At 46.7% G+C, this 23,579-nt stretch carries 17 protein-coding genes; 15 read left to right on the forward strand and 2 right to left on the reverse strand.

Annotated features, from left to right (window positions below; genetic code table 11):
• The 4 genes from RID09_RS29275 to RID09_RS29290 form a co-directional block, all read left to right on the forward strand.
• A partial coding sequence (locus RID09_RS29275) for a transposase (protein ID WP_446335901.1) occupies positions 1–121 on the forward strand: 121 nt, incomplete at its 5' end.
• A gap of 28 nt (positions 122–149) precedes the next feature.
• Positions 150–1,505: a CHAT domain-containing protein gene (locus tag RID09_RS29280; protein WP_446339438.1), complete on the forward strand. Its 1,356-nt coding sequence runs from the start codon at positions 150–152 to the stop codon at positions 1,503–1,505.
• Positions 1,506–1,669: 164 nt separating this feature from the next.
• Positions 1,670–2,110, forward strand: coding sequence for a hypothetical protein (locus RID09_RS29285; protein ID WP_446339439.1), 441 nt, complete (start codon positions 1,670–1,672; stop codon positions 2,108–2,110).
• Positions 2,111–2,408: 298 nt separating this feature from the next.
• Positions 2,409–3,803: a hypothetical protein gene (locus RID09_RS29290; RefSeq protein WP_446339440.1), complete on the forward strand. Its 1,395-nt coding sequence runs from the start codon at positions 2,409–2,411 to the stop codon at positions 3,801–3,803.
• 141 nt (positions 3,804–3,944) lie between these two features.
• Here RID09_RS29290 and glgP read toward each other — a convergent pair whose 3' ends face one another.
• Positions 3,945–6,509: an alpha-glucan family phosphorylase gene (gene glgP / locus RID09_RS29295; protein ID WP_446339441.1), complete on the reverse strand. Its 2,565-nt coding sequence runs from the start codon at positions 6,507–6,509 to the stop codon at positions 3,945–3,947.
• Positions 6,510–6,907: 398 nt separating this feature from the next.
• Between glgP and RID09_RS29300 the strand changes: the two genes are divergently transcribed.
• The 5 genes from RID09_RS29300 to RID09_RS29320 all read left to right on the forward strand — a co-directional run bounded on the left by RID09_RS29300 (position 6,908) and on the right by RID09_RS29320 (position 12,996).
• Complete coding sequence (locus RID09_RS29300; protein ID WP_006099131.1) at positions 6,908–7,024, forward strand: photosystem II reaction center protein I; 117 nt, start codon at positions 6,908–6,910, stop codon at positions 7,022–7,024.
• 119 nt (positions 7,025–7,143) lie between these two features.
• Complete coding sequence (locus RID09_RS29305; protein ID WP_446339442.1) at positions 7,144–9,858, forward strand: DUF3769 domain-containing protein; 2,715 nt, start codon at positions 7,144–7,146, stop codon at positions 9,856–9,858.
• Positions 9,859–10,146: 288 nt separating this feature from the next.
• The gene (locus tag RID09_RS29310; protein ID WP_446339443.1) at positions 10,147–11,850 is read left to right on the forward strand and encodes a SpoIIE family protein phosphatase; all 1,704 of its coding nucleotides are present in this window, start codon (positions 10,147–10,149) and stop codon (positions 11,848–11,850) included.
• Between the two features lie 3 nt (positions 11,851–11,853).
• The gene (locus RID09_RS29315) at positions 11,854–12,279 is read left to right on the forward strand and encodes an ATP-binding protein (RefSeq protein ID WP_446339444.1); all 426 of its coding nucleotides are present in this window, start codon (positions 11,854–11,856) and stop codon (positions 12,277–12,279) included.
• 285 nt (positions 12,280–12,564) lie between these two features.
• Entirely contained in the window at positions 12,565–12,996 is a 432-nt protein-coding gene (locus RID09_RS29320) for a hypothetical protein (protein WP_446339452.1), read from the forward strand.
• Between the two features lie 18 nt (positions 12,997–13,014).
• Here the strand turns inward: RID09_RS29320 and RID09_RS29325 are convergent, their stop codons facing one another.
• Positions 13,015–13,455, reverse strand: a complete 441-nt coding sequence (locus RID09_RS29325) for a ketosteroid isomerase family protein (protein WP_446339445.1) — start codon at positions 13,453–13,455, stop codon at positions 13,015–13,017.
• A 72-nt stretch (positions 13,456–13,527) separates the two neighbouring features.
• On the opposite strand from RID09_RS29325, the gene queG reads away from it, so the two are divergent.
• The 6 genes from queG (at position 13,528) to RID09_RS29355 (ending at position 23,034) form a co-directional block, all read left to right on the forward strand.
• Entirely contained in the window at positions 13,528–14,460 is a 933-nt protein-coding gene (queG, locus tag RID09_RS29330) for a tRNA epoxyqueuosine(34) reductase QueG (RefSeq protein WP_446339446.1), read from the forward strand.
• A 158-nt stretch (positions 14,461–14,618) separates the two neighbouring features.
• A complete protein-coding gene (locus RID09_RS29335; protein ID WP_446339447.1) occupies positions 14,619–15,746 on the forward strand; it encodes a hypothetical protein in 1,128 nt (375 codons plus the stop codon).
• Between the two features lie 47 nt (positions 15,747–15,793).
• Entirely contained in the window at positions 15,794–16,084 is a 291-nt protein-coding gene (locus RID09_RS29340; RefSeq protein ID WP_446339448.1) for a hypothetical protein, read from the forward strand.
• Positions 16,085–16,381: 297 nt separating this feature from the next.
• Positions 16,382–16,789: an ArsR/SmtB family transcription factor gene (locus RID09_RS29345; RefSeq protein WP_446339449.1), complete on the forward strand. Its 408-nt coding sequence runs from the start codon at positions 16,382–16,384 to the stop codon at positions 16,787–16,789.
• A 161-nt stretch (positions 16,790–16,950) separates the two neighbouring features.
• Positions 16,951–19,977 (forward strand): two-partner secretion domain-containing protein, encoded by a 3,027-nt coding sequence (locus RID09_RS29350; protein ID WP_446339450.1) that lies wholly within the window; start codon positions 16,951–16,953, stop codon positions 19,975–19,977.
• Between the two features lie 264 nt (positions 19,978–20,241).
• Positions 20,242–23,034, forward strand: a complete 2,793-nt coding sequence (locus RID09_RS29355) for a CHAT domain-containing protein (RefSeq protein WP_446339451.1) — start codon at positions 20,242–20,244, stop codon at positions 23,032–23,034.
• The last annotated feature ends 545 nt before the right edge of the window (positions 23,035–23,579 follow it).

Raw genomic sequence — 23,579 nt, forward strand, 5'->3', positions numbered from 1 at the left:
CGTCGAAGGAATTAACAATAGATTAAAGGTAATAAAACGTTGTGGTTTTGGATTTACCAATTTTTATAACTTTGAAAAAAGAGCTTTATTGTTTTGGCATTTAGTTGATAGTTTAGCATAATAAGTACCGAAGAACCAAAAATACCTGTTTGCGTTGGTTCTTAGGATATGAGGAGGTTCCGGAACTGGATTACCGCCAGATTCAACGTCTTTTAACGCCAACGACGGCGGCGATTTATTGGCATTTGAGTCCGAGTGCGTTAACTACATTTGTGATAGTACCGGATGACTTGCAGGTTGTTTTAACGCAGAGGAACGCAGAGGAAAACGCAGAGGAACGCAGAGGGTTTATAGAGTTAAATGACCAGCGTTCTGAATCGTTACAGCACGTTCTGGCTTGGGAAAAATGGTTAACCGAATGGAATCAACGTTATCAGGCGTATGGGAGTTCAAAGGAGAAAGCCAACGGAACCGAGAAAAAACAACATCCTTGGCGTCTTCAAATGGTGGAGAGTTTCCAGGAACTCCGGGCGATTCTGAATATCTCTGGTATTATCGAACACCTGCAAAATCAGCCGATTGAAAATCTTATCCTGATTCCCCACCGCGACTTGCACCGCTTCCCCCTGCACTATTTTTTCCCGAATTATACCTGTACCTATCTCCCCAGCGCTTATTCTAAGTTACGGTTGATTCTGGAGGATGAGAAAAATAGGGACAATGGCGGAAAATTCCCGATTAATGACACTCCAGATAATTGTCCCCGACTCCATTCTTTATTACTGGTAGAAAATCCCAAAAGTAGACTATTCATTCAGGGAAAAGCCACACCCTTATCCGACTTACCCTTCGCTGAAGTTGAAGCAGCATTAATTCGTCAGCTATTTTCCCAGGTTACGCTAATCGCCAACCCAAACGCGACTCGTGAATCCCTCTGCCAATCTCTACAAACTCCCCATCATGTCTTCCACTTTACCGGACATGGAGCCTATAATTCTGGCAATCCGGCTCAATCTTGTCTATTCCTCGACAATACTGACCAACTAACATTAACTGATATTATTCATCTGGATTTAAAAGACTACTATCTAGCTTGTCTTTGTGCTTGTGAAACCGCGATGACTGGCGACGAAACGATTACTGATGAATATGTGGGATTAGTCAGCGCCTTTCTGAAAGCTGGGGTAACTTATGTGATGAGTCCCCTGTGGACAGTAGAATCAGCGGCTAGCGCATTATTAATTGTCAAATTTTACCAGCACCTTGAGGCGGGACAATTGCCACCAATGGCATTGAAATTGGCTCAACGCTGGCTAAAAACAGCAAGTTGTGAGCAATTATTTGAGTGGTTAGATCAGGTAATTCCTCAACTTGTCCAACACAAATCCCTTCAGCTTATTTTGCAAGACCAGCGCGATTTACTGGATAGAATGGAAAATGATGATCCACCTTATTCTCATCCGTATTACTGGGCGGCGTTTACGATAGCTGGTATTAAAGATTAGGTTCGTCGTTCATCGTCGTTTGTAGTAAGGGCTTTAGCCTTTTATAAGGCTGTTAGACACCTAAACCTACTGCAATAATATCGTTATAAGAGATCCCCCCTAGCCCCCCTTAAAAAGGGGGAAACTAGAATAAAGTAGTATTATATGCTCCGACTCAAGAGTCTATGATGAAAGACGCCGATGTTCTGATTCTCAAAGCCTTTCTTGCTGCCCTCTGCCAACAGCGATCGCCCCTCTCTGATACAATTAAAGAAAAACTGGCATATATTGCCCAATCCCTGGAAACCCGGATTGGAGAATTGCACGATTTGGCAATTAGCATTCCTGCCTTGAAGATACCTTATGAATCTGCCCGTCTCTTGTTAACCGATACAGCAGCAAAAGAGAAGATAGGGTTAAAATTTCTTCCGGCTGATAACGCTGACGACGATAATAATCGAGAAACTCCTAATATCACCAGAGATATCCAGGACTTTATTGCCCAGATGGAATGTACTATAGCAACAATTGAATCTAAATTGGATCGAACCCAACTTGAGCAAACTGCTAAAATTATTTCTGATCCTAACCCCGTCAATTCGGCTAAGAACAAGTATGGAGTATGACTAATCAAAAATCAATTTTATTTCCTATAGGATTTTACAGCCTGACGCAGTACATTGAGTAGGGCGCACGTCAGTCATCCGTGTCAAGTTAAGGGAAAAAGCTTTCTGTGTGAAATGTTGAATCTCGTTACCTTGAAAATAACCCCCCTTAATCCCCCCTTGCTAAGGGGGGAAATGTTCCCTGGCGGTTCCCTCCCCTTGATAAGGGGAGGGTTAGGGTGGGGTCAGATCAAGGTATTACTTTCTTTTTTATGCGCCCCTACAGCCCCGACAATGATTTTATAATTGATAACGTTATATGAACTCGTCTCCCCAACTGATTTATCCCACTGTCGATTTATTCCTCTATGATTTAGCAGACGGATTGGGACAGAATAATGAGAAAATTCAGGAAAATCGCCGCCGTTTTTGGCAGCGCATTTATCAGGATAGCCTCAGCGATAAAAAGCTCGCCGAACTCCAAGATGCTGAAATACTCTTCTCCAGCTATATCGAACTCCTGGGTGCGGAAAAAATTGAGCGATTTAAATACCCCCTCGACGGCTATTATTACCCGGTGAAAATTGGCGATACTTACGCCCTGCAAATCGACTGTTCGGGAAAAGAAAATGAACCGGATTGGGAACAACTCTCCCTAGAGGAAAAACTGGGACAAATTAAAGACATTATCCTTGAACACACCCATAAAATCCCTGGTGAGATGGGGCAAAACTGGCTGGTTTGGGGTAAACTAGCCACAGCTAATCAAGACCCAAAAGCAACAGCCCAAGATTGCTATAACGCTTTACAACTGCTTCCCCAAGCCAAATGGCAACGGGATTATCAAGGACAGGGAAAGTTTCAAGGCGCTACTTGCTTTGAACTCGGACAAATCGATATTATTCCCGATGGCTTAAACCGTAATCACTATATTTTGATCTGCTTGTTTCCCTATGATAAAACCGACGCAGAACTGAAAGATATTATTGGCAGACTCTACCTCGATTTAATTCCTCTGTTTCACTACCGCAATAAAATACTGTGGAGTTATGAACAAAGCCGTCAACTGAAAAGAACATTGAAGGATTTCTCTCGGGTTATCCAAAAACTGGTTGATTCTCTACCCGAACGCCTTTATGCTTCTCCCCTAAATCTGGATGAATTGCAACAAGACTTAGCCCATGCTTTGTCGATCTCTCACTACTATGAAACCAGTTTAGGTTATCTGCAAGAACAAGCCTCGAATCTAGAAATAAACACTCAAAACTACATCAAGCGAGTAGACGCGATCGCACAACTTGACCCCACCAGCGATCTCGGCTTTCTGGAAGCGTTTGGTGAGATGGCGACGGAGAAATTTATCAGCCGCATCCACAGCGATTACCAAACCCTGAAAGCCGGATTAAATCCCCTAGAAACCTGTATAAAAACCATTGCTGGAATCATCGAAATTGAGAAAACCAAGAATGAACGCACTCTCAATCAAACCGTCGCGATCGCGAGTGTGGGAATTAGCACTGCATCACTGGCTGCGTCTGCACTGACCGAACAAGCAGAAGGGATTGTTAAGAGTATTTTACCAGTCCCGGCCAATCAACCTACACCCGCACTAAACCATTGGGCAAGTTTTAGTTTAATCTTTGGCTTGAGCGTATTGATTGGCATCGTCAGTGCTGTAATTACTGGGAGAGTTTTAGATATAAGGAAAAAGTAATGCCCCTGTTTACTTTTAACCTGAAGTTCTCCTCGTGCAGGGAAAGCTGGGGGAGCTGGGGAAGCAGAGGGAGCTGGGGGAGATAACAAAATTGTGAGTTAATTCAAAACTCACAACTTCACACTCCCCCCATCTCCAATACTAAGAAGCCCAGAGAACTAAGCCGGGTTCATAGAGACTAGAAAGATGTTGGTGTTTGGGAAATACCCGGAGAGACAAACCCTGTAATCCACTGGCACTATAACTGATATCAGCCGTATAAATACTGACATTATGTGCGTCAGTTCCCTGGTAATCCATCACTACTGGTACGCCATTAACAATTTGCCCATTGGCATTGACTGAACCTTGATAGAGTTCTATCTGTACATCATCAGCCGTTAATCCAGCTAGGTTGATGCGGCTTTTCACCGCAACCGATTGATTGACCATGAGATCGCTGGGAGCAGCAATGTCAATGTCTTCAACTTTAATACTGTACCAGTGTTCAAATAAGTGTTGCTTCCACTGAGCGAGTTCTTTCACCGGTTGATATCCCTCGCTAGTCATCGCCTTGTAGCGTTCGCTCGCTGGGAAATAACCACGCATCGCATAATCTCGGAGCATACGAGCGGTATTAAACACAGGACAGTTGAGCCGAATTGCATCTTTCATCTTGGCAATCCACCCACGCGGTAATCCTTCATTGTCGCGATTATAGAACAGGGGGACGATTTCCTGTTCTAGTAAGTCGTAAAGGGCGTTAGCTTCTACCTCATCTTCGTACTCAGGATTATCATATTCTTCCCCATGTCCGATGGGCCAACCTGTTCGCACGTAATCTGCTTCGTCCCACCATCCATCAAGGATACTGACATTCATTAGACCATTCATCGAACCCTTCATCCCAGAGGTTCCCGATGCCTCCCGGGGACGACGGGGGGTATTTAACCAGATATCACAACCAGAGACCATCAGTCGGGCGATGTGAATGTCGTAGTTTGGCACAAAGACGACAGAGTTATCCAATCCCGCTTCCCGAATTGTATGGATAATGTCGCGGATTAAATCTTTCCCAGGCATATCTTTGGGGTGAGCTTTACCCGAAATGACAAACTGAACTTTGCGTTCTTTATTACCTTGGATAATTTTTTTAATCCGATCCAGATCCCGCAGGAATAAGTTTGCCCGCTTGTATGTGGCAAACCGACGGGCAAAGCCAATCGTCAAAATGCTGGGATCTAAGACCTCACGCGCCCGATCAATTTCGGCAGGTGTAGCGCCGCGATCGCGCAAATGGTACTGCAAGCATTCCCGTACAGACATGACCATTTCAGAACGACAGGCTTGGTGATTGCGCCACAACTCCTCATCCGGAATCGAAGCCACCCGATCCCATAAGGGATCTTCTGCTTTGCGGCTTGACCAGTTCGGACCTAAGTAGCGGTCATACAGTTCCTGATTTGCCTTTGCCACTACGCTGCGAGCATGAACCCCATTGGTAATCGAGGTGATGGGGACTTCATCAAGAGGCAGATTGGGCCACAGTCCATGGAACATCTGGCGTGACACATCCCCATGCAACCGACTAACGCCATTAATAAAACTAGAGGTTTTAATTGCCAAAGCTGCCATGCTGAAGGGGGATTCCAAATCGCCCGTATCTTCTCGTCCCAACCCCAGAAATTCTTCCCGGGATAAACCAAAGATATTCGCATAATGACCCACATAGTACATTGCCTTATCGGGAGGAAATAGGTCAAATCCCGCCGAGACAGGGGTATGGGTGGTGAACAGTTGGGTTGACTGAGCCAATTGTTTCGCTTCGGCAAAGCTTAACCCTTCTTCCTCAATATACCGACGGATGCGTTCCAGAATTAAGAAAGCGGAGTGACCTTCGTTGAGATGATAAACATTGACCTTGTATCCCAAGGCTTTTAAGGCTCTCATCCCACCAATCCCCAACATCATCTCTTGGTGAATCCGCATATCCAGATCACCTCCATAGAGTCTGTCGGTGATATCTTGGTCGTAGGGATTATTTGGTTCAATGTTGGTATCAAGCAGGTACAGGGGAACCGTTCCCACTTGCACGCGCCAGACGCGAGCATAAACAGTACGACCTGGATACTCTACGGCAATCCGCACTTGTTCACCATCACCATTGCGCTCTAAGTGCAGCGGCATATTGTAAAAGTCATTAGTGGGATAGCGCTCTTGTTGCCAACCCTCCGCATTCAGGTATTGGGCGCAGTATCCTTCTTGATAGAGTAAACCGACCGCCACTAAAGGCAAACCGAGGTCAGAGGCTGATTTGAGATGATCGCCAGCCAAGACACCCAAGCCCCCGGAATAAATGGGCAGGCAATCGACTAATCCATACTCGGCACAGAAGTAGGCATAGCATTCCTTTTCATCGCTGTTGCCACGATGTTTACGATACCAGGTTCGTTCCTTGAGGTAATCGTCTAACTGTCGAGATGCCCGTTCCATTTGTGCCAGAAACCCATCATCTTCAGCCACTTCTTCCAGGCGGGCTTGGCTAATCATCCCCAACATCAAAACAGGATTATGACGGGTGGATTCCCACAGTTTACGGTCTAGGCGTCGGAACAAATCTTTCGTTTCTACATTCCAATCCCAATGCAGGTTGTATGCCAGCTTACGTAAGGGTTCCAAGGCTTCTGGCAAAGCGGGAGAAACGTTAAAAGTGCGAATAGGCTGCATAGAGCGACAAAATTTCAAGTCTTACACGGATAACATTGTGTACATACTTTTACACAAAGGATGAGACTTTTAATACTGTTTTAGTGACAGACTTCGGTGTATCGGTGTCAGCTTAAGGCTAAAATCCCATCAGCAAAAGGTTTAGGCTCATTTTTCGATGACGGCAAAAACGCTATAGGTAAGGGAACTCACGCTTGATTAAAAAAGTCTTGACTAAAAAAGTCTGATGTGTATTAGGACGTAGGATAAAACCCGGTTGGGTATCGTACCTTTATCCTGAGCGTGAGTAGACTTTGCCTATCAACAAGGAGACCACCATTGGGTATGATTAAAAAAGTTGTTGCAAAACGCAACACAACCGCCAATTCGATGATTCATACCTCTGGGAGATATTCAAGATGCTGACACTCAAGATTGTGGTCTATATCGTTGTTAGTATTTTCGTTGCTTTATTTGTGTTTGGCTTCCTGTCAAACGATCCGGCTCGTAACCCCAAGCGACGGGATCTGGAGTAAATTGTACTTGCTTCATCCCTGAATTTTTCAAAGGGGCGAGGCGTACCTCGCCCCGCTTTGATTAGGCGCGGTAAGGGGGTACGCTTCGGATTTGTTCCTTCGACCGTTATTGTTGAAAAATGCCCCAACCCGTTCAGCCGCCTGAAACTCCTGCCATTATTCAATCGTTAACAACTGAGGACGCTGTTGTTCCCCTTTCGTCCTCACCTGTGAGTTCAGTATCGACTCACCTTCCCCAGGAAATTCCAAAGGGATTGGCGACACCAACCTCACCAGAAACGTTAGCACCGGAGTTTTCTTATGATGTAACATCCTCACAGGCTGCCTTGCTCGGACCACCGATTTCTGTCCGTTATGCCCCCACACAGAGCCAGGGAGCCGAGGTGTCGGAGAGTACAGATGTCAGGAAGGGTTTAGCGGGTGAGGATTTGCCGCCGCGTGTCACAAGTCTAAATGAACATGCCCAGTTTAGCCCTACTTCAACTACGCCAGCTCCCTCATTGACCATTGGTCAACCACCAAGGATAAATGATCAAACAAAGGCTTCAACGCCAGAACAGATGGCACAAGGGATTGCTCCTGATGCCTTGAGTACTATTGTTAGCGCGACTGATAAGGAGCAAGGGTTTCAATCCTCCACTGAAGAAACTTCAGTGAGCTTAGCCTCAAAGGCAACGAATGGAAACCCAATAGGTTCTTCCGCCGTAACCCTGGAACTCTCAAACGTTGAACGTATCATCACTCAAGAGCGGGGAGGAGAGATGAGAGAGTTTGAATTTACTATCCCCCAACCCGATACTCCATCGATACCTAACCCAGAGCTAGTCCCTGTACCAGATGTCCATGAGCGACAGCCGCGATCGCTTCCCTCCGAGCCAACCCCCAATCCTTCTGCTTCACAAACTCCTGAATCGGCGGCTCCAGGTCCAATCACGGGGGTGCTGGAACTGACTGCTGATCAACAAGAATATGATCAACAGCGACAGGTGATTACCGCTCAGGGAGATGTCAGGTTGCAGTTTCGCGGTGCTTTGCTGGAAGCGGATCGCGTCCAGGTTAACCTACCGAATCGGATTTTGGTGGCTGAGGATAATGTAGCCTTGACGCGAGGGAATCAGGTTTTACGGGGTCAACGCTTTGAGTATTCCTTTGTCCAGGATAGCGGCGTGATTTTTGATGCCAGTGGTGAATTATACGTCCCGACATCAGGTACTGATTTAACTATCTTACCCTCCCCGGCTGATCCAAATGCTCCAGAAGAACAACGACCGATCAGCGATCGCATTATCAGCAATCAACCCCTTCAAGGCGTAACCAATCCAGGCTTTTATTCCTTCTTAATTGGAGGAGGTTTTGGCACAACAACTACCGGAAATCTCTCAAATGTAGTTTCGGGTGCGCCTCCTGCAGGGACAATCAACCGATTCCGCTATGAAGCTGATCGCATTGATTTTGAGGGTTCAGAAGCGATCGCCCAAAATGTACGGATCACCAATGATCCCTTTTCCCCACCTGAACTAGAATTACAAGCTCAAACGGCTCGATTTCGCCGGATTTCACCCTTAGTGGATGAAATCGTTGCCACTCGTCCACGGTTGGTATTTGATCAAGGTTTATCGGTACCAACATTTCGCGATCGCGTGATTATTGATCGTCGCGAACGGGAACCTGGTTTAATCCAGTTTGGCTTCGATGATGATGATCGCGGCGGTTTATTTATCGAGCGACCCTTTAATATTGTCAACACTCCAGGGGTACGATTTCAAGTCACTCCCCAATACTTTCTCCAGAGAGCCATCTTGGGTGAAAATAACCCCAATACCCCAGAAAATGATAGTGGCAGTCTTTTAGACCCCTCGTCTTTCGGTCTCAAAGCCCGACTGGATGCCACCTTTACCCCTCGGACAACCCTACGGGCTTCAGCCATCTTCACCAGTCTTGATCCGGATGAGTTTGAAGAAGAACTCAGAGCTAGTGTACGACTCCAGCAGGTTATCGGTACAGGTTTACCCCATAACTTGAATCTGGAATATAGCTTTCGCGATCGCCTCTTTAACGGTTCCTTGGGCTTTCAAACCGTGCAACAGAGTCTGGGAGCTGTGGTCACCTCCCCAGTGATTCCCTTAGGTGACACGGGTATCAATCTCTTCTATCAAGCAGGTATTCAGGCGATCAAAGCCGATACAGACCGACCAGACTTGCTACCCCCCCCTCCACGAAATAATAATCGGATCGACCTGACACGCTATCAAGCCAGTGCATCGTTAAGCCGAAGTTTTACACTCTGGCGAGGTGAAGCGTTACCCTTAACCCCCACCGAAGGATTACGATATACGCCAACACCCGTGGTTCCTTTCTTGGCACTACAGGGAGTAGCAACAGGGGTTGCTAGTGCCTATAGTAGTGGCGATACCCAGGAATCCCTCAGTGGTACAATTGGGCTTGTGGGTCAGCTAGGGCATTTTTCTCGACCCTATCTCGACTACACTCGATTTAACCTCAGCTACACTCAGATCGCACGCGGTAACTTATCCCCATTTCCTTTTGACCGAGTTGCTGATCGAATTGTTCTTTCTGCTGGCATCACCCAACAAATCTATGGTCCGTTTCTTGCTGGTTTTCAGACATCTTACAACTTGGACACGGGTGAGGAAATCAGTACGGATTTATTTTTGGAATATAGCCGTCGTACTTACAGTATTCTCCTGCGCTACAACCCAGTTCAGGAGTTAGGGTCGATTAGCTTCCGGATTAATGATTTTAATTGGACAGGGAATCCAGGACTTTTTGATGGTTCTGCCATTCGCCCAGTCGTGCAGGGAGTAACTCGCTAACGGTCATTTGTCAGGGAATAGGGAACAGGGTAAGGTAGAGTCTTGAGTTAACTCACAAAAGATTTTCCCTACACCCTGCACTCCTGCACTCCTACACCCTGCACCCCTGCACTCCTGCACCCCTGCACCCCTGCCTTAAACGAGAAAGTATAATCTGAGTAGCAACCACGTTGCCCCAGAAGAAGGTTAAGCTAGAGAAAAAAAGCCAGTTTTGAGTTCAATAAGGTAATAACTTTTAATCCCCTTAACTTATTGTTTCTAACTAAAGCAGAAACCGGAGTAAACAGAATGAGTCAGGCAGATAAACTCAAATTATTGATAGTGGACGATGAGCCTGACAATTTAGATTTATTATATAGAACGTTTCGGCGAGAGTTCCGGGTTTATAAAGCCGATGGAGCAATGAGCGCTCTAAGCATTTTGGATGAACAGGGAGAAATGGCAATCATTATCTCTGATCAGCGGATGCCCCTGATGAATGGTACAGAATTCTTGGGGAAAACAGTTAATCGCTTCCCCGATACAATTCGTATTCTCTTAACGGGGTATACAGACGTTGAAGATTTAGTAGAAGCAATTAACTCGGGCAAAGTATTTAAGTATATTACCAAACCCTGGAATCCGGAAAGCCTGAAAGTCATCGTTCAACAGGCGGCGGATACCTACCGAGTCCTCAAACAAAGAACCAATGAACTGAGCCGCGCTTTACGTCGCGAAGAACTCTTTAATGTCGTGACAACAGCCATTCGCGAATCGCTAGACTATAGCAGTATGTTGCAAACTGTTGTCACCACGATTGGTCAAACGTTCGAGGCGACGAGTTGTATCCTGCAACCTGTCGATGGTAATCACCTGATTTCAGAATCATTCTCTTACCAAGCTGAGCCAACAAAAGACTCTAAATCTTTACCTGATGTTGAACCGATTGTTCAAAATGTTCTGGAGTTCCGGAAAACTCAGCTTGTTCAACAACTCAGTGATGGTAATCATGCGGTGCATCTGGTTGTTCCTCTGATCTGGCAACAACAACTATTGGGAGTGTTATCTCTTTATAAGCAACAGTGTGATCATCCCTGGATGTCAGAGGACATTCAACTCATTGAAGCTGTCGCTGAACAGGCAGCTTTAGCAATTTCTCAGGCAAAACTTTACCAACGCACCCAGTTACAAGCCGAACAGATGCGGGCTGAATTGGAGGTGGCTCGCCAAATTCAAAATAATTTGTTGCGCCAAAGTTTACCCGATGTGGAAGGGGTTAGAGTACAAGCCCACTGCTACCCAGCACGAGAAGTTGGCGGTGATTTTTTTGAAGTATACGTGCATCCCCAGGGAGATATTTGGCTAGCCGTGGGTGATGTGTCGGGAAAGGGAGTGCCGGCTGCTTTATTTATGGCAAGTGCGATTTCTATTTTGCGCCGAGAATTGGCTCAAGAAATATCTCCAGAACCTGAGGTGGTAATGGGAAATCTTAACAGCATTATGTCAGATGATCTGTTCAGTACCAACTGTTTTATCACGATGGTTTTAGCACGATATACGCCAACCTCACGGCAGCTTGTCTATGCTAACGCAGGTCACATTTATCCTTTGGTTTGGGCTCATCGTTTAGTTGCCCAACAGCAATCTTCACCGGAATCATCTGTAACAGTAGAACCGGATTACCTAAAAGCTAGGGGGATTCCTTTGGGTATTCTACCTGAATGGCAGGCAAAAGCTGGAACTTTGACGTTACATACAGGTGATGTTTTGCTGCTGATCAGTGATGGTATTACAGAAGCAACGGTGAAGGAGGTTAAGCATTGCTCTGATTCTCAAAACCATAAATCTAGTCAATCCCTGACGAATTCAATGCTGGGAACATTAGGTCTTTGGCAACTTCTGCTTCAGGAGCCAGCTCCCTTTAGTCTACCCCATTTATTAGTTCGCATCCGCGAGGAGACTAACAATGTTCAGGAAGATGATCAAACGATTCTCTCGATGGAGGTTCTATAGTTGATGAAAACGGAGCTGCATGTACCAAGTGACTTGAAGTTTTTGACCATTGTCGAAAGCTGGTTACTGGGAAGTTTGGAAGTGGCATTAGGAGATTCAGTGGATTGGCAATGTCAATCGAGTCGGTTAAGACTGGCGTTAGTGGAAGCCTATTCCAATGTTGTGCGTCATGCTCATCGCGATCAACCCAATTTACCCATCTTGATTCGCTTGGAACTCAAAGAGCGAGACATTGCTTTGGAAATTTGGGATCACGGCAAAGGGTATGACATCACTAACTATAATCAACCCTCTCCAGAAGCTAAACAGGAAAGCGGATATGGCTGGCTGATTATGCAAAAGCTTATGGATAGAGTCGAGTATCGCTTGCAGATCAACGGTCGCAACTGTCTCAAGATGGAAACGAGCTTGCCTAAAGCTGACGAATGATTGCTGATCGCCCCTATTTTTTTGAGACGTATAAATATAACACTTTATCGAATGTGGGGCAGTGATTGTTACAATAATTTACAAAAAAGCCGATATTTCTAATGAAATCTATAAGCTTTGTTAAATTTGCTTGATTTAGATATCTTAATATATAGGATTTTAAATAGTTAAGTCTCAAGAGCGAGTTGACCTATCTGTTTAAGGATGCCCCTTGTTCTCTTGCTGGTGAGCATTTTTAAACGAGAGTTAGCCGTTAAGTTTAGTGCAATCAAAAATTTTGTTCCTATGACACAGCCGTTTATCTTGTCTCCCCGCTACCGACTAGATGACGATTCCCCATGGTTGGAAGGAATTGATCCATCACGCCACTACTGGATTGCCATCAATGGTGATCCGGATATCCAGGTAGCGATTCCAGGATTAACGGTGTCATCACTCAAGGAATGGAAGCAAAGCATTCGGCGGTTCCGAAGTCTTCAACCGGGCGCTCGCATGGAAGTAGTGCGAATTGCCAATACCTTGACCATTGAGTGTATCAGCGCCAACTGCTACGCGATCGCGACTGAAAGTGACGGCGCGGCGGTCTGGCATTTATTTGACCAAGAAGCATTAGAGAGTTTGTTGATGACAGCTCATCCCGATTGGCTTTGTGCACCCAGAGATATTGAGTTGGGGCGTCAACGGCTAGCTCGTTCCTGGGAGCAAGTGGCGGCTTAATTAGTCATTCGTCATTAGTCATTCGTCATTGGTTGATCGTCTGAAGCTGAGGAGTTCTTGAGGTGACGCTAACAGCTTAATTCTGACGAAACTAATCGTTTGTTCGGGAGTGAGAATAAATATCCAGCCCACATTGACACTAAAGAGCGGTGTCTTTACTTTGCCCTTGACTTGAATTTGAGTATCCCCGCTTTCTTGGGGTTCCACAACTCCCGTTTTGGGCAACAGCTGCATATCAATGGCTTCAGCCTTTAGATAGGTTGCGATCGCGGCTTTTCCTTCAATGGGTTCCTCAAACGGCGGCTGCATCACGCCGTTATCAGTAAACAAGGCGGCTGTTGCTTCATAATCGCTAGCATTCATCGTTTCAAAGTAACGCAAAATCACGGACTGGGTAATGCCCTCTATAGTCATTTCAGGTTGTTGGTAGGGGGGAGTAACGGTATGACTTTCATTCATTCATAATATAGAAACTTGCCAAAGTAGGCGGTAGCTGTTGCGCCTCTGTCCATAAAAAATGACCAATGACCAATGACAGATGACAAAAGCAATCAAATTAAGCAAAAAGCGCGATCGCTAGGATTTCATCGCTGTGGTATTGCGGCGGTAGAGGGGAATGCTGACGAACAAGCCACTCAACACCTAAAAACCTGGTTGGCTCAGGGAAATCATGCTGACATGGACTGGATGCAGAATCCTCGCCGCTTGGATATCCATACCTGTATGCCAGGGGTTAAATCAGTTATTTCAGTTGCCCTAAACTACTACACACCTCACCAACGTCCTCAGGGAAACGACTACGCGAAGATATCCCGTTACGCTTGGGGACGAGATTACCATAAGGTAATGCTCAAAAAACTCAAAGCATTGACCCACTGGCTACAAGCCCAAGGGGAAGGAATCCAAGCTCGTTACTATGTAGACACAGGTCCAGTACAAGATAAAGTGTGGGCAGAACGTGCCGGAATTGGTTGGATCGCTAAAAATGGTAATGTAATTACGCGAGAGTATGGCAGTTGGGTGTTTTTAGGAGAAGTTTTAACCAATTTATCTTTGACACCCGATACTCCCCATACCCAACATTGCGGAACCTGTACCCGTTGCCTGGAGGCTTGTCCGACTGGAGCAATTGTTAAACCCTTTGTCGTAGATGCCAATCGTTGTATCGCTTATCATACAATTGAAAATCGAGCGGAGGAACTCCCCCCATCCATCACCCCTCATTTAGAGGGTTGGGTAGCTGGGTGTGATATCTGTCAGGATGTTTGTCCTTGGAACCAACGCTTTGCTCAAGGGACGGATGTAGCCGACTTTGAACCCTATCCTGGGAATGTAGCGCCCAAGTTAGCGGAACTGGCGACACTTTCAGATCACCAATGGCATCAACGATTTCCGGCATCAGCCTTGCGACGCATCAAACCCCAGATGTGGCGACGTAACGCTAAAGCCAATCAACAGAAGTAGACCAACAATGTCGCCATTGGACTTAAGATCGTACAGAATTTTGGTAAAAAGATGAGAATTTTTTCTCAGATCGGTAATTTGATTGCTAATCTAAGCGATAGGAAATGCTTTAGAGCATCTTAATATAGAGAATTCTATAGCCATAAGGGCGAGCCATTATGTCTCAGGACGTCAGTACTCACGAAAAGGCAAACAAGCCATCAACCACCTCCACTACTATCCCGGCTTGGTCAGCCGAAGCCGATGCGGATAAGTTAATGGATGATTTATTTGCAGATCTTGACCGTATCTTGGAAGGGAGTAGCAAATTACCGACGGAACCGACTAAGCCAGACTATGTATCTTTACAGTCGATTGTGATTCCCCCCATCACCGCGCCTCCCGCCGTGATACCTGCTCAAGACTTGGTGGAACAGCCATCTGGAGAGAAAAAGGAAACGTCCCAAACCCAGTCTTCAGAGACGAAAGGGATAAAGAGTACCCGTTCCCATGGCAAAGGATCAGGTTGGTCTATTGATAAATTTTTATTGGTAATGGCTCTGATTTCAGTGGGTCTAACCGCACTGTTGCTACTGATTACCCAGAAACAACGGTTTGCACCCTGGTTGCCCAACTTTATCACCTCATCGTCTCCTGAAACCCAACTCCCCTCAGAAGCGGATTCCGAGTTTGGAGATTATGCTAAACGAGCGCTAGAAGCCATTGACCGTAAAGCTAAAGACAGACAACAAGCCGCGATCGCAGGTGGTGGAAATCCTCCAGTTTCGACCAACTCAGGTGCGAATCCACCGGGTACAATTTTGGAAAGAATCTACTATCCGGTTTATCCACCCCAAAATTCCTGGATACCGCCTGTACCCCCCGCCAACTCCTCGGTAGCCTCTCCGCCAGCCCCAGCCCCTTCACCTGCTGCCAATCCGCCATTACCCACCCCACCACCACCTCAAGTCACTATCCCAACACCGCCACTACCGCCTCCAACGGTTGCTCCAACCTCACCTACAGCATCAGCACCGCCAACAGCATCAGCACCGCCAACGCCACCAGCACCGCCAACGCCACCAGCACCGCCACCGCCGCCTCCGGTCAAACATACTCTAGTGGGAGTGCTAGAGTTAGGCGAACGTTCTGCTGCCTTATTTGAAATTGATGGGATCACTCAGCGAATTAACATGGGTGAAGCCATTGGCACAAGTGGCTGGATGTTAGTTGATATCAACAACGGAGAAGCCATTATTCGACGTAATGGAGAAGTTCGCTCGGTTTACACGGGGCAGACGTTCTAAATTAGAGGTGATTACGAGGCGATCGCATCACACACTCGGCAAAAAAAGTGCCAACCTTCAGCTGTCAAACCCTAAGCGAGTACCAACATGGCAGCTTATACAGTTGCCGAGAAAATGATGCCACAAAAACGCGATCGCGGCTGTTCCGGTACAGTGATTTGCCCCTAATACCTGAACCTGATAGTTCGCCAAGGTTTCCACCGTTGCGTGAGCGCGATCGCGGCATTCTCACCCCCCTCAGCGATCACTTTATCCATCAGTTTATGACTGATTTTATCACCATCAACCTGGCGATCTTTTTTAAGACCAAAGAAGCATTTGTTTTTGGCTATCATTGATTTAATCCTCACTGATGTACAACCTGCTTTTTACTGGCAAAATTCCCATTGATCGCTGATTCAAATACAAAATGTCTTGTTTTAGCTCGTTAAATAGTTTGCCCATCGGAAAACCCCTTTGACTGGCGCGACTGAGTGACGCCTATCTCCCCTATCTCTCCGATTTCGCTCATCTGGCTGATTTCTCCTTGCTCCCCCTACTCCCCTGCTCTCTCAGCCTAATGGCGAAGAAAATGTGTGTTATGTAATAATATGATTAATCAGTCAACGATACCGAACCGCAGAACATTACCCCTTATGCCTAATCGCACAGCGACCAAGACCAAGAAAGCCAATTCAGTATCCGATTGCGGAATCTCCCAACTCTCTCCTGTGGCGTTGACCTTGATGGCAGATTTTTTCAAGGTACTCTCGGAAGTCAGTCGGCTACAGATTGTCTGCTGCTTGAAAGCAGGTGCAAAGAACGTCACGGAGATTATTGAAGAAACCGGACTGGGACAAGCTAACGTATCGAAGCACCTCAAAATACTTAACCAGGCGGGAATTGTTTCCCGTGAACAGCAAGGAGTTTGTGTCTACTATAAAATAGCAAACCCGTTTCTGTTTGAATTGTGCGATTTGGTCTGTGATACTCTCTCGATGCAAGTGGAGCAGCAAAGCCAACAAATACAGCAGCTAGCCGCGCTACGCCAAAGTCGCAGATAAATTGACCGCCGCGCTCAGGGGTGCCGGGGTATCACTATTTGTAGGGACACTATATCATATCGTGTCCCTATTCTAGTTTTTAGCATCTACCTTTAGAAAGATGCTATTGTAGCCAAATACAGTGATAACTGGTTTGGTGTTACTTAGAATGTAATGTAGCGGTGGCACGAAACTTGAATCAGAAAAGCCGCGATCTCCCTAGCTTCCCGTTAATGGCATGGACAGCGACAAGCCTGTTGGGATGCTGGATTGGCGTTGTTTTAACTCAGCCTGCGATCGCGCAAATTACTCCCGATACTACTTTGGGTGATGAAACGTCGGTATTGACACCGGGCGATAACCCAATAGACATTATGATTCAAGGCGGCGCTCAACGGGATTCTCACCTATTCCACAGTTTTGAACAGTTCAATGTGGAAAATGGACAACGAGTTGATTTCGCCAACCCTGGAGGGATTGAAACCATTTTCACTCGCGTCACCGGTGAAAACAGTCCGACAAATATTCTGGGAACCTTAGGCGTCGATGGAGCCGCGAACCTAATTCTGCTCAATCCCAATGGTATCTTTTTTGGCGAAAATGCTCGATTAGATGTGTCCGGTGCATTTCGAGCCACGACAGCAGATAGCATTATTTTTGAGAATGGGCTGGAGTTCAGCGCCACAAATCCTCAAACCCCGTCCCCTTTGCTCACCGTTAATGTTCCCATCGGTTTGCAATTTGGACCTAATCCCGGCACTATTGTCAATCAATCCGTTGCCCAAAGTGGGGATGAAGTCGTGGGTCTAGAGGTGCAAACTGGTCAAACTTTATCCTTAATTGGTGGAGATGTGGAGTTAGCAGGGGGTCATCTAACCGCACCTGGGGGAAAAATTGAACTCGGTTCTGTTTTTAATGGAGAGTGGAACCTAAATTCTCCCCAATCCTCATTCCCCAATGCGACAAGTTCTACATTAGGAACGATTCAACTAATAGAACAAGCTACTGTTAACGCGAGTGGTGAAGGCGGGGGTGAGATTCTGGTACAAGGGCGACAAGTTTCCGTCCAGGATGGGTCACAAATTCTGTCAATTACCCAAGGATCTCAACCTGGAGGTAATTTAACCATAAACGCTTCTGAGTTAGTCGAAGTCGTCGGCGCTTCCCCCAATGGTTTTCCCATCAGTAGTATCAAGGCAAATACAGTCGGTGCTGGATCAGGGGGAGATTTAACCATAAACACAGGACAACTGCGGGTACAGGGTAGAGGCTTAGTCTCCACCTCAACCTTTGGAGGTGGAACAGGAGGAGATCTAACGATTCGGGCTTCAGACTCCGTAGAACTGAGTGGTTCGGGATTTGAGGCTTTGCAGTTCAGCATTATCTTAAGGGCGTTAGCCACACCCGACTCATTGACACCCGAACTATCAGCACTACTAAAGGGATTAGGTTTACCCCCCCCACCCTTAAAGGTGTCCGATATAGAAAAATTTGTCGGAGGCGGACTTTTAGCGGGTACTCAAGGAAGTAGTGCATCAGCATCAGCCGGTCGTTTAACCATTGATACAACTCGCTTGGTGATGCGGAATGGCGCGATCGCGTCTACACCCACAGGCGGTGCGGGGAGAGGGGGAGATGTCTTGGTCAACGCTTCTGAATCCGTGGAAATATCCGGTTCGGCGTTTGTTACTGGGGCGTTTCAAGGAACAACAGGCGATGCGGGGAATATCAGGTTGAATACGCAACGCCTAACCCTAAAAAATGGGGGACTCCTGCAAACGATTACCTTTGGTCAAGGCGATGGCGGAAGTTTGCAGGTGAACGCCTCTGAGTCTGTACAAATGGACAGTACACCCATTGGTGCCCTGGCTCCCACGGGGATTTTTGCCAACAGTATCTTTGGTACAGGGACAGGCGGCGACATCACCGTAAATACACGCCGGATAATTATGCGCGAAGGGGCGCAAGTGGGAAACCAGACAGGTGCATCAACGGGATTAGGGTTAATTCCGGTCGGGGGTCCAGCCGGAGATGTTGTCATAAATGCAACTGATTTTATTGAAGTTGACGGTGTATCCCCAGATTCTCAATTTATTAGTGGTCCAGGAACCACCAGTTTTAGTGGGGCGCCCGCAGGAGACACAACCGTTTCCACCCGAAATATGATCATTCGCAATGGGGGCAATATCTCAACCACCACTCTGAGTGCAGGAGATGGAGGCAGATTGACGGTTAAGGTGTCGGATACCCTGGAACTCGTTGGTACGGGAAACTTTACGGGTGGAGGAGTCCTCGTAGAAATTCCTAGTAGTTTGGTTTCTTCCTCCGGACGTGCTGACTTTCCCGCCTTGCAAGCCACGGGTGCGGCGGGTGTTTTAACCGTAAATGTAGGTCAACTCATTATCCGAGATGGGGCACAAGTTGCCGTGAATAGTCTGGGTTCTGGGGATGCGGGTACCTTAGAAATTGTCGCCGATTTGATTCAATTGGACAATCAGGGAACGATTAATGCGGCGACGGATTCGGGTCAAGGGGGTAACTTATCCCTAAAAACCCAAAACTTAGTAATGAATCGAGAAAGTCAAATTACCACCAATGCCGGAAATACAGATGGCGGTAATATTACCATCATCACCGATACCTTAGTCGCTCAAAAAAATAGCGATATTACTGCCAATGCTCAACAAGGTCGAGGTGGGCGGGTTAGTATTACAGCTCAAGGTATTTTTGGTACGGAGTTTCGGGAACAACTAACGCCCCTAAGCGATATTACCGCCACCTCTGAATTAGGACCTGAGTTCAGTGGTACTGTGAATATCGTTATCCAGGGTATTGACCCCTCTCAAGGATTAATTGAATTACCCGACAATTTCACCAATCCCAGCGGACTTATTGCTCTTGGCTGTGCTGCTGATGAAGGAAATTACTTTTCCCTAACTGGACGTGGTGGCTTACCTGCTAACCCGACTCAACCCCTTGCCAGTGAGACGGTGTGGTCAGATGTACGCAATTTATCGGTGGCGTCTTCCCCATCGCCTGTCGCTAAAACAGAAAACAATTTCCAATTTTCTCGACCTAATCCTCAACCTCAAATTATTGAAGCGCAAGGCTGGATTGTCAATGAAAAAGGTCAAGTTGAATTGGTAGCTAATTTACCAGAAAGTTCCCCTCAAAGTCCTCGATATAAACCACAAACTTGTTCACCTTAAGGAGGTAGAAAAATTAACATTAATGGGGGGGAATCGTCATTGGTCTGATGTCCTTAGTTCTGACTGGGGCTCATCTCAAATCAAACAAAAAACCTCTGCGTCCCTCTGCGTAAACCTCTGCGCCCCTCTGCGTTAAAAAAACATAATTCCGATGCTAACAGACTAGTCAGGGCGGGTTTAGGAAAATTCGAGGTTTCCTCCTGAACGTTAAGACAGTGCCAAACTCCCTCTCAATACCATGAATGATCACAATTGGGTAAAACTATGAAGTGGGTTCGTCAATTCTTCGGGCTACAGGTTCGGTCGAGTTTTAGACAGTATGCTTCCTCTGTGATCCTGTTTGGGCTAACCCTGTTTCTCGTTACCAGTGTATTACCCGGAATCTCATATCCAGTTGAATCTTTACACATTAGTGGAGACAAGGTAGAAGGCAGATGGCAGAGGGAACAAGGGCGTATTGCCCAAACCGATAAAAGCTTACAGCTTAGAGATACTAGCAACCGCTTAAAAAGCCAAACCCCAAACGCCAAAATTGCCAATTCCCCAACCCCCCTAGAACAAGGAATTGCCGCCTTTGAAGCAGGACGTTTAGCTGAGGCTGTTCAACTGTGGCAACAAGCCGCCCAAGACTATGAAGCAAAGAGCGATCGCCTAAATCAAGCCCTAAGTTTAAGTTATCTATCGTTAGCTTATCAAAACTTGGGACAAGTCCAGGAAGCAGAACGGGCGATTAGCCAAAGTCTTGATCTGTTGCAGCATCAAAACAATTGGGGCTCAGGGGGGTTGGCGATTCTGGGTCAAGCATTGAATACTCAAGGACGCCTGCAACTCACCAAAGGACAAGCTGAAGCCGCCTTGGAAACCTGGAAACAAGCCACTGACGCTTACACCCGCGCCGGGGATGAAACTGGAAAACTGGGAAGCCAAATTAACCAAGCCCAAGCCTTGCAAACCTTGGGACTCTATCGACGGGCGCAAACACTCTTAGAACGGGCAAATCAACAACTCCAAGCCCAACCTGACTCCCTGCTAAAAGTTCAAGGATTGCAGAGTTTAGGAATTGCCCTGCAAGAGCTGGGTGATCTTAAAACGTCCCAAACCCTTTTAACCCAAAGTTTAGCGATCGCCCAAAAACTAAACCCAACTCCCGATACGAGTGCGATTCTGTTGAGCTTAGGGAATGTGGCGAGAGACTTACAAGAAGATGACAAAGCATTAGATTATTACCACAAAGCAGCTAAAAATGCAACCGATTCGCTGATCCAAATCAAAGCTCAATTGAACCAACTGAGTCTGTTGATCAATACGGAACAAGAGGAAGCCGCGATCGCACTATTACCGCAAATCCAAGTTCGCCTCGCCACCCTATCCCCCAGTCGGGCGGCTGTTTATGCTCAGGTGAATTTGGCAGACAGCCTGATCAGGATGGCAAGCGATGTAGAGACGTGCCATGGCACCTCTGGATGTCAAGTTGTAGGGGCGGGTTTGACCGATAACCTTACCCCAGAAACCGACAATCCCGGAAGCGCTAAAGCGCTGACTACGAACGGCGCGATCGCACAATTATTAGCCAAAGCCATTCAACAAGCCAGACAGATTCAAGACGCTAAAGCTGAATCCTACGCCTTGGGTCAATTAGGCAAACTTTACGAACAAAAGCAGCAGTTAGCCGAGGCGCAAAAGCTGACGCAACAAGCGCTGAGTTTGGTTCAAGGAATTAATGCTGGCGATATTGCCTATTTATGGGAATGGCAACTGGGTCGGATTCTGCAAAAGCAGGGAAATACCCAGGATGCAGTCGCCGCTTATACCGTAGCCGTTGAAACCTTGCGATCGCTCCGCAGTGATTTGATTGCCCTGCCAAATTTACAATTTTACTTTCGAGAACGGGTTGAACCCGTCTATCGTCAACTGGTGGGCTTACTCCTAAAATCTGATCCGTCTCAAAAAAACCTGCAAAAAGCCCGTGAGGTGATTGAATCTCTCCAGCTTGCTGAATTAGATAACTTTTTTCGCAACACCTGTATCCAGGCGCAACCCCAGCAAATTGATCAGGTTGATCCCACGGCGGCGGTAATTTATCCAATTATTCTGCCAGACCGTTTAGCCGTGATCCTATCATTGCCGGGACAACCCCTGCGCCATTATGAAACCCAATTACCAGAAACAGAGGTCAACAACGCCTTTATCCAACTCCGCAAATTCCTCAATCCCGTGTTGTCGGACAAACAACGGTTACGCTTTTCCCAAGACATTTATGACTGGCTGATTCGACCCATAGAAGTCGAGTTAGCTGACAGTGAGATTAAAACCCTCGTCTTTATCTTGGATGGGGCTTTGCGAAATCTGCCTATGGCAGCCCTTCACGATGGAGAACAGTATCTGATCGAAAAATACAGTATCGCGGTGAGTCCGGGATTGCAACTATTAGAACCGCGTGCGCTAGATCGAGAACGGCTTCAGGCATTAATTGGTGGACTCAGCGAGGAACGTCAGGGGTTTTCTGCCTTACCTGGAGTCGAGTTAGAACTGAGTAAAATTGCGGATAAAGTGCCGTCTGAGATGCTTTTCAATCAAGAATTTACCACAACCACACTTAAGCAGGAAATTAGTGCTGTTTCTTTCCCAGTAGTTCACCTTGCCACCCATGGTCAGTTTAGTTCCGAGGTGGAAGATACGTTTATCTTGACGTGGGAAGGGCAAGTTAATGTCAATGATTTGGATCAACTACTGCAAGTTCGAGAACGAGAGGATAGCCAACCGATTGAATTACTGGTTCTCAGTGCTTGCCAAACCGCAACCGGGGATCAACGAGCCGCCTTGGGATTAGCGGGTGTTGCGGTACGTTCAGGCGCTCGCAGCACTCTGGCAACCCTGTGGTCAGTTCGCGACCAATCAACGGCTCAACTCATGGCTGAGTTTTACCAATCCCTGACTCAATCTGAGAATAGCAAAGCGGAATCTCTGCGTCAGGCACAGCTTTCTATCTTGAAAAACCCTGAGTATGAGCATCCTTATTATTGGGCGCCGTTTGTTTTGGTGGGCAATTGGCTTTAGAGCGGCGCTTGGTGTAATATCATGTCCGCTTGATCATTCGTCTATCATACCTGTAGTGATGGGGACAAAAGCCGTACCCTTGTACCCTTGTACTCTACGGCTGTTTTAATCAAGATTTATATATCCTTTTTTACTCTGATTGCAAAATATTTATCACTAGAAACATTTCTGTAACAGACGTTACTTTGTAACATTTTTCAGCATTGCCGACACCGCACGCCTGAAGGTGTCACAGAACCGACTGTAAGGCAACAGGCAATCGAACCTGGAGTAGGCAACAAGTGGGTTCCAGGGGATAAGTAACTCTGTCACACGATAGATATCTGATTGGGTGATTCCGGTTAAGATGCACCTACTCCCTTAATGTAAACACGGCAACGTGGCTACTCTGGCAATTCCTGGCGAGTAAGCAACCCCGGTCTCGCATACACGGAGCTTTAGCCAAATAAGTTAAAGCTGTGCTTACCAGCCTAAGTGCTAAGCGCACTACGTTATCGGCAAGTGTTAAAGACCTACCAGCGGATGCGATAGCCAGTTTGCTGCTC

Origin of the sequence: Coleofasciculus sp. G1-WW12-02 (genome assembly GCF_040219735.1) — a bacterium.
Classification (GTDB): Bacteria; Cyanobacteriota; Cyanobacteriia; order Cyanobacteriales; family Coleofasciculaceae; genus Coleofasciculus.